Source organism: Stenotrophomonas sp. PFBMAA-4, assembly GCF_030053215.1.
Lineage (GTDB): Bacteria > Pseudomonadota > Gammaproteobacteria > Xanthomonadales > Xanthomonadaceae > Stenotrophomonas.
Genome location: NZ_JASGBW010000006.1, coordinates 148819 through 155801, shown reverse-complemented (window position 1 = coordinate 155801; position 6983 = coordinate 148819). Strand labels below are relative to the sequence as shown.

Below are 6983 nucleotides of genomic sequence, written 5' to 3'. Positions count from 1 at the left end.
GGTCCCGCCTGCGCTCCACGAAGCGCAGGCAGCCTGAACACCCCTTGAGAGTGTCCAGAAATGGTTGACCACCACAGATTCACGGCGTCCCCCAGCCAACCCACCCTCCCGGCCAACCCCGAGATCCTGCTCTTGACCACCACGGAGGGGCTCCGCCGTTGGCCGACCCGGCCGAAGGCCCGCCCCCGCCGCGATACAATGGCACCCATGAACACCCCCCAGGACTCCAGCCTCGGTCGCGAGGTCAGTTACCCGTCGCAGTACGATCCCGGCCTGCTGTTTCCCATCCCCCGCATCGGGGCCCGCACCGAGATCGGTCTCGATGACGCCGCGCTGCCGTTCGTCGGCCACGACCGCTGGCATGCCTTCGAACTGAGCTGGCTCGACCCGCGCGGCAAGCCGCAGGTGGCCGTGGCCACCGTGCAGGTGCCCTGCACGTCGCCGCGCCTGATTGAATCGAAGTCGTTCAAGCTCTATCTGAACTCCCTCAACAGCACCCGCATGGAAAGCGCCGATGCGCTGCGCGAGCGCCTGGTGGCCGATCTGTCGGCCTGCGCGGGCGCGCCGGTGCAGGTGCAGTTCGGCCTGCCGCAGCTTGTCGAGTCGCCGCTGGGCGAGTCCATCGATGGGCTGGACGTGGAGATCGACTGCTACGGCCCGCCGCAGGCGGACTACCTCGCTGCCGATGCCGGGCAGGTGGTGGAAGAGACGCTGGTCTCGGCGCTGCTGAAATCCAACTGCCCGGTCACCGGCCAGCCGGACTGGGCGACGGTCAGCCTGCGTTACCGCGGCCCGAAGATCGACCGTGCCGGCCTGCTGCGCTACCTGGTCAGCTACCGCGAGCATGCCGAGTTCCACGAGCAGTGCGTCGAGCGCATCTTCAGCGAGGTCTCCACGCGCTGCCAGCCGCAGTGGCTGGAAGTGGAAGCGCGCTACACCCGCCGTGGCGGCCTGGACATCAATCCCTGGCGCGCCAGCCACGGGATCGCCGCCCCGGCCGCGACCGTCCGCGAGCTGCGCCAGTAACCGCCGCAGGCGGTTACGGGTAGCGCCGGGCCACGCCCGGCGAGCGCAGCGGCCAGAGCAGAAGCCGCCGGCCAGCGGCCGGCGCTACCGTGGTTCGCAGGCGGTTACGGGTCGCGCCGGGCCACGCCCGGCGCGCGCCGCGGCCAGAGCAGAAGCCGCCGGGCACGGCCCGGCGCTACCGTGGTTTGCAGGCGGTTACGGGTCGTGCCGGCCGCTCTGGGCCCCGATTGTTCAGCCGCCCCCCGTGGCGGCTTCACATCTGCACCATCCCCATTTAACAACCATCATGTCACCGTGCCATCCACGTAGTCATGCAGACGGGAGTGTGTGGATGAGCACCGAGAAGAAGGCCGATTTCTCCGGCGTCACCGCCAGCGTCGACAGTACCGCCGAGCTGGTACCCAAGGCGGACTTCTCCGGCGTCACGTCATCGGTGGACAGCACCGCCGATGTGGTCAGTGTCGGCACGTACACCGTGCAGAAGGGCGATTCGCTGTCGAAGATCGCCAAGCAGCACCTGGGCGATGCCAATGCCTGGAAGAAGATCTTCGAGGCCAACCGTGATGTCCTCGACGACCCGGACAAGATTTTCCCGGGCCAGACACTGAAGCTGCCGCCGAAATGACCGGCCCGCGCCGCGCGGCGCACGAAGGCCGTCCGACAATCCCTGGGAGGAACACCCGAATGATCAAGACCAACCCGCTCCATGCCGCCCTGATCGCCGCCCTGCTGGGCAGCGTTGCCCTGGTCGGTTGCAAGAAGAACGAAGAATCCACCGACAACAACGCCGCCCCGGCGGCGACGACCCCGGCCGAGCCGGCACCGGCCCCCATGACCGGTGCGCCGCCGCCGATGGCTGAAGCTGCTGCGGTCGCCGTATCGGCCGTCACCGTGGGCAAGACCGCTGCCGCTGACAAGTCGGTGGCCCCGGCCGCACTGTTCGCGCCGAAGGACGATGTGATCGTCTCGGTGCGCACCGATGCCGCCGCGAACAACGTCACCGTCGGTGCCAAGTTGACCTTCCAGGATGGCCAGGTGGCCGGCGAGCAGAACGCCACGCTGAACGCTTCCGGTGCCGAGACGACCAACATCACCTTCAAGAACGCCAATGGCTGGCCGGCAGGCAAGTACCGCGCCGAAGTCATGGTCGATGGCAAGGCGGCCGGAACGCCGCAGGAGTTCGAGGTCAAGTAAGTCCCGCCGACTCTCTCCCGGTTGGACTCACGATGGGCGCAGCCGCGAGGCTGCGTCTTTTTTGTTTGTGGCTCATGGGAAAGCTCCATCCACGCATGGCGTGGATCTACTGGCGGGCGTGGCACGCATGGCGTGGATTTACTGGCGGGCACGGCGGGCATGGTTGCATCCGATACCACGCAGCTGGATCACAGCGTTGCCGTGGTGCAGTACCGCAGCGTATGGGATGGCTTTGCCCCGCGCGGCTGAAAACGCGACAATGCAGGGGTTTCCCCGCCGCGCGCCCACCCTGACGGCGACGGGGAAAGTGACACGGTTGCACGTGGCACGGCGCCTGCGCCGGCCTTCCCCTGAGAACCGCTACAGAGTCCAAGTCCCCCATGTCCAAGATCCTCTACACGCTGACCGACGAAGCACCGTTCCTGGCTACCCAGTCGCTGCTGCCGATCGTCGACGCCTACACCGCCACCGCCGGCATCGTGGTGGAAACCCGTGACATCTCGCTGTCCGGCCGCATCCTGTCGCTGTTCCCGGAACTGCTCAGCGACGCGCAGAAGGTCAGCGACGACCTGGCCGAGCTGGGCCAGCTGGCGACCACCCCGGACGCCAACATCATCAAGCTGCCGAACATCTCCGCCTCGGTGCCGCAGCTGAAGGCGGCCATCAAGGAACTGCAGGACCAGGGCTACCCGCTGCCGGACTACCCGGAAACCCCGGCCGACGACCAGCAGCGCGACTACAAGGCGCGCTACGACAAGGTCAAGGGCAGCGCGGTGAACCCGGTGCTGCGCGAAGGCAACTCCGACCGCCGCGCACCGCTGTCGGTGAAGAACTACGCGCGCAAGCACCCGCACCGCATGGGCGCCTGGGCGGCCGACTCGAAGTCGCACGTCGCGCACATGGCTGCCGGTGATTTCTACGGCAGCGAGAAGTCGGCCACCGTGGCCAACGCCGGTTCGCTGAAGATCACCTTCCACGGCAAGGACGGCAGCGCCGTCGTGCTGAAGGAAAAGACCGCGGTCAAGGCCGGCGAGATCGTCGATGCCGCCGTCATGAGCCGCAAGGCGCTGGCCGCCTTCATCGGCGAGCAGATCGCTGATGCCAAGGCCCAGGGCGTGCTGTTCTCGCTGCACCTGAAGGCGACCATGATGAAGGTCTCCGACCCGATCATGTTCGGCGTGGCGGTCAACGAGTTCTACAAGGACGTGCTGGCCAAGCATGCCGACGTGCTGAAGCAGGCCGGTTTCGATGCCAACAACGGCATCGGTGACCTGGCCGCGCGCCTGCCGTCGCTGCCCGAAGCCACCCGCGCCGCCATCGAAGCCGACCTGGCCGCCGAGTACGCGCAGCGTCCGGGCGTGGCCATGGTCAACTCGGACAAGGGCATCACCAACCTGCACGTGCCGAGCGACGTCATCGTCGACGCCTCGATGCCGGCGATGATCCGCGACTCCGGCAAGATGTGGAATGCCGAAGGCAAGCTGCAGGACACCAAGGCCGTCATCCCCGACCGCTGCTACGCCGGCGTCTACCAGGCCGTCATCGACGACTGCAAGGCCAACGGTGCCTTCAACCCGGCCACCATGGGCTCGGTGCCGAACGTCGGCCTGATGGCGCAGAAGGCCGAAGAGTACGGCTCGCACGACAAGACCTTCCAGATCGCTGCCGATGGCGTGGTCAAGGTCACCGACGAGGCCGGCACCGTGGTGTTCGAGCACGCCGTGGAAGCCGGTGACATCTGGCGCATGTGCCAGACCAAGGACGCGCCGATCCAGGACTGGGTGAAGCTGGCCGTCGAGCGCGCCCGCCTGAGCAGCACCCCGGCCGTGTTCTGGCTGGATGCCGCCCGCGCCCACGACGCGCAGGTCATCGCCAAGGTCGAGCAGTACCTGAAGGACCACGACACCAACGGCCTGGACATCCGCATCCTGCCGCCGGTGGAAGCGACCGCCTTCTCGCTGGACCGCATCCGCAAGGGTGAGGACACCATCTCGGTGACCGGCAACGTGCTGCGCGACTACCTGACCGACCTGTTCCCGATCATGGAGCTGGGCACCAGCGCCAAGATGCTGTCGATCGTGCCGCTGATGGCCGGTGGTGGCCTGTTCGAGACCGGCGCCGGTGGTTCGGCCCCGAAGCACGTCCAGCAGTTCGTCGAAGAGAACTACCTGCGCTGGGATTCGCTGGGTGAATTCCTGGCCCTGGCCGCGTCGCTGGAACACCTGGGCAACCGCTACGACAACGCCGCTGCCCGCGTGCTGGCCAAGGCGCTGGACGAAGCCAACGGCCAGTTCCTGGACAACGACAAGTCGCCTTCGCGCAAGGTGGGTGGCATCGACAACCGCGGCAGCCACTTCTACATCGCGCTGTACTGGGCCCAGGCCCTGGCCGCGCAGGACGAAGACGCCGCACTGAAGGCCCGCTTCGCCCCGCTGGCCAAGGCACTGACCGACAACGAGCAGAAGATCGTCGACGAGCTGGCCGCGGTGCAGGGCAAGGCCGTGGACATCGGCGGCTACTACCGCCCGGACGTGGCCAAGGCCAGCAAGGCCATGCGCCCGAGCGCGACCTTCAACGCCGCGCTGGAGCAGCTGCGCGGCTGATCCATCGCCCGCAGCAGGTGACATCGAAACCCGCGCTCCGGCGCGGGTTTCTTTTTTCCTGTGGAGCGCCGTCAAAACGGCATGAAACTTGCCCACGATGGCCGTCGCAGAACGGATCAGTGCGTACCTGCGGTCGCCGTCGATCTGAGCAGTCGATCACGACGGCCGCGCGTGGCGATGCCCTAGCCTTGGCGACGCGAGACCGCCGGGGAGGCGGTCGCCCGGGGAACACGGATGGCACGCGTGCTGGTGGTGGGAACCGATCTCCAGGGCGAACAGGCCCTGCTGCAGCGGCTGCGCCTGGCCTCGGCCCTGCCCGATGGGCAGGTGTGCCGCAGCCAGGACCTGGACCACTGCGACCTGCTGGTGGTGCGCGATACGCCGGCGCTGCGCAATGCCGCGCTGCGCATGCGCGAGCAGCGCCCGCGCCTGCAGTGCTGGATCGAAGGCATCGGCGGCCAGCTGCGCGAGGGCCATGGCCGCCAGGATGTCCTCGATGATGGGGCCATCGGCCGCGCGCTGCGTGGCATGCAGGGCAACGCCGAACCCGCGCCGGTGCGCCTGGCCGACGGCGCCCATGCCATCACCCGCCTGCTGCGCGAGCGCCTGCCGGTGCGCCAGGGCCATGCACTGCTGGGCGAGAGCGGGCAGCCATTGCTGCTGCTGGATCTGGAACAGGACCAGGCCGTACTCCTGCAGGAGCCGGCCGCCGTGCTGGTGGAACGCCTGGCCCAGGGCTTCGAACATCTCCATCTGGATGCGCTGACGCCGGCGCAGTTCCGGGCGCTGGCAGGCAACCGCGCGCGCCAGCCGTTGCGGCCGCTGCTGTGGCAATGGGCGCAGCGCAGCCGCCACTGGCACGCACTGGACGAGCGCCTGCGCGGTGCGGCGGTGAAGCTGCTGCGCTGGCCCGACTTCCGCGTGCTCGGCCACGACCACGATGGATTCCGCCTGTGCTCGCTGCTGCTCAAGCGCGCGTGCACGGTGGACGAGTGCGCGGCGTTGCTGGAGCTGCCGCCGGCCGCCGTGCGTGATTTCATCCATGCCGCCTACCTGTGCGGCTACGCGCAGCTGCAGGCTGCCGCGCCGGTAGTTGCCGCGGCGCGGGGCAGCAGCGCCGACCATGGCCTGCTGGCACGCCTCTGGCGCAGCCTGCGCGGGAGCGAGCGCAATGCGTGAGCACAAGGTGGTGGTGCTTGGCGGCATGGGCAGTGGCAAGTCGACCCTGGTGCGCAGCATCGCGGCCGGTGCGGTCATCGACACCGACGTCGCCAACAGCGACCGTGCGGGCGCGGACAAGGCCTCGACCACGGTCGCCCTGGATTACGCCGACATCGACCTGCCCAACGGTGAGCGCCTGCGCCTGTACGGCACGCCCGGCCAGCAGCGCTTCGACTTCCTGTGGCCGATCCTGCTGCAGGGCGCGCGTGGCGCGGTGCTGCTGCTGGATGCGCGCCGCGCCGGCGTCGCTGACGAACTGGATGCCTACCTGCAGGCGCTGCGGCCGTTTGCCGGCACGCTGGCGCTGGTGGTGGCGGTGACCCACCTGGACCAGGTGCCCGATGCGCAGCTGGACGACTGGGCCAGCCGGGCGTGCCTGGATGACCAGCCGCTTCCCCTGCTGCCCGTGGATGCGCGGGACCGCGCGCAGGGGCTGCTGCTGATGGATGTGCTGATGAGCGAAATGGAAGCACACGCACTGGTGGCCCTGCATGGCTGATGGACAGGTGGCGACGCTGCCCGATGCCGGCCAGCGCGAGCGCCTGCAGCCACTGCTGCAGGACCTGCAGCGGCGCGTGGAAGGGGTGCGCACGGTGGTGCTGGCCAGTGTCGATGGCTTCGCCCTGGTCAGTGCCGGTGCCGAAGGGCGCGGCGAGCGGCTGGCCGCGATGACCAGCGCGATGCTGGCCCTGGCGGCGGCGGTGGGTCGCGAGCTGGCGCTGGGCGATCTGCAGACGCTGATGCTGGAAGCACTGGGCGGCAAGGTGCTGATGCTGGCGATCCAGGCCGAAGGCCGCGCGCCGCTGCTGCTGATGGCGGCCTGTGACCAGCGCAGCGTGATCGGCCAGGTGCTGTGGCAGAGCAGGGAATGTGGCCAGGCGATCCTGGCCGAACTCAGCGGATCGTGAGCCCGGCCGCAGGGGAACGAAGGGCTCGAAC

7 protein-coding genes are annotated in these 6983 nt (G+C 68.6%); all 7 read left to right on the top strand.

What is annotated here, in order from left to right; all coding sequences use genetic code 11:
- Positions 1–207 precede the first annotated feature (207 nt).
- The 7 genes from queF to QMZ26_RS06400 all read left to right on the top strand — a co-directional run bounded on the left by queF (position 208) and on the right by QMZ26_RS06400 (position 6952).
- On the top strand, positions 208–1026 hold the full coding sequence (gene queF, locus QMZ26_RS06430; protein WP_283220935.1) for an NADPH-dependent 7-cyano-7-deazaguanine reductase QueF: 819 nt from the start codon (positions 208–210) through the stop codon (positions 1024–1026).
- Positions 1027–1357: 331 nt separating this feature from the next.
- The gene (locus tag QMZ26_RS06425; RefSeq protein WP_079223824.1) at positions 1358–1651 is read left to right on the top strand and encodes a LysM peptidoglycan-binding domain-containing protein; all 294 of its coding nucleotides are present in this window, start codon (positions 1358–1360) and stop codon (positions 1649–1651) included.
- Positions 1652–1710: 59 nt separating this feature from the next.
- Entirely contained in the window at positions 1711–2220 is a 510-nt protein-coding gene (locus QMZ26_RS06420) for a hypothetical protein (RefSeq protein WP_108759033.1), read from the top strand.
- A 380-nt stretch (positions 2221–2600) separates the two neighbouring features.
- Positions 2601–4823, top strand: a complete 2223-nt coding sequence (locus QMZ26_RS06415; protein ID WP_283220934.1) for an NADP-dependent isocitrate dehydrogenase — start codon at positions 2601–2603, stop codon at positions 4821–4823.
- A 234-nt stretch (positions 4824–5057) separates the two neighbouring features.
- Positions 5058–6002, top strand: coding sequence for a hypothetical protein (locus QMZ26_RS06410; RefSeq protein ID WP_283220933.1), 945 nt, complete (start codon positions 5058–5060; stop codon positions 6000–6002).
- Entirely contained in the window at positions 5995–6543 is a 549-nt protein-coding gene (locus tag QMZ26_RS06405) for an ATP/GTP-binding protein (protein ID WP_108747517.1), read from the top strand. The genes QMZ26_RS06410 and QMZ26_RS06405 overlap by 8 nt, the downstream gene beginning before the upstream one ends.
- Entirely contained in the window at positions 6536–6952 is a 417-nt protein-coding gene (locus QMZ26_RS06400; RefSeq protein WP_079223819.1) for a roadblock/LC7 domain-containing protein, read from the top strand. Before QMZ26_RS06405 ends, QMZ26_RS06400 begins: the two co-directional genes overlap by 8 nt.
- Positions 6953–6983: the final 31 nt, after the last annotated feature.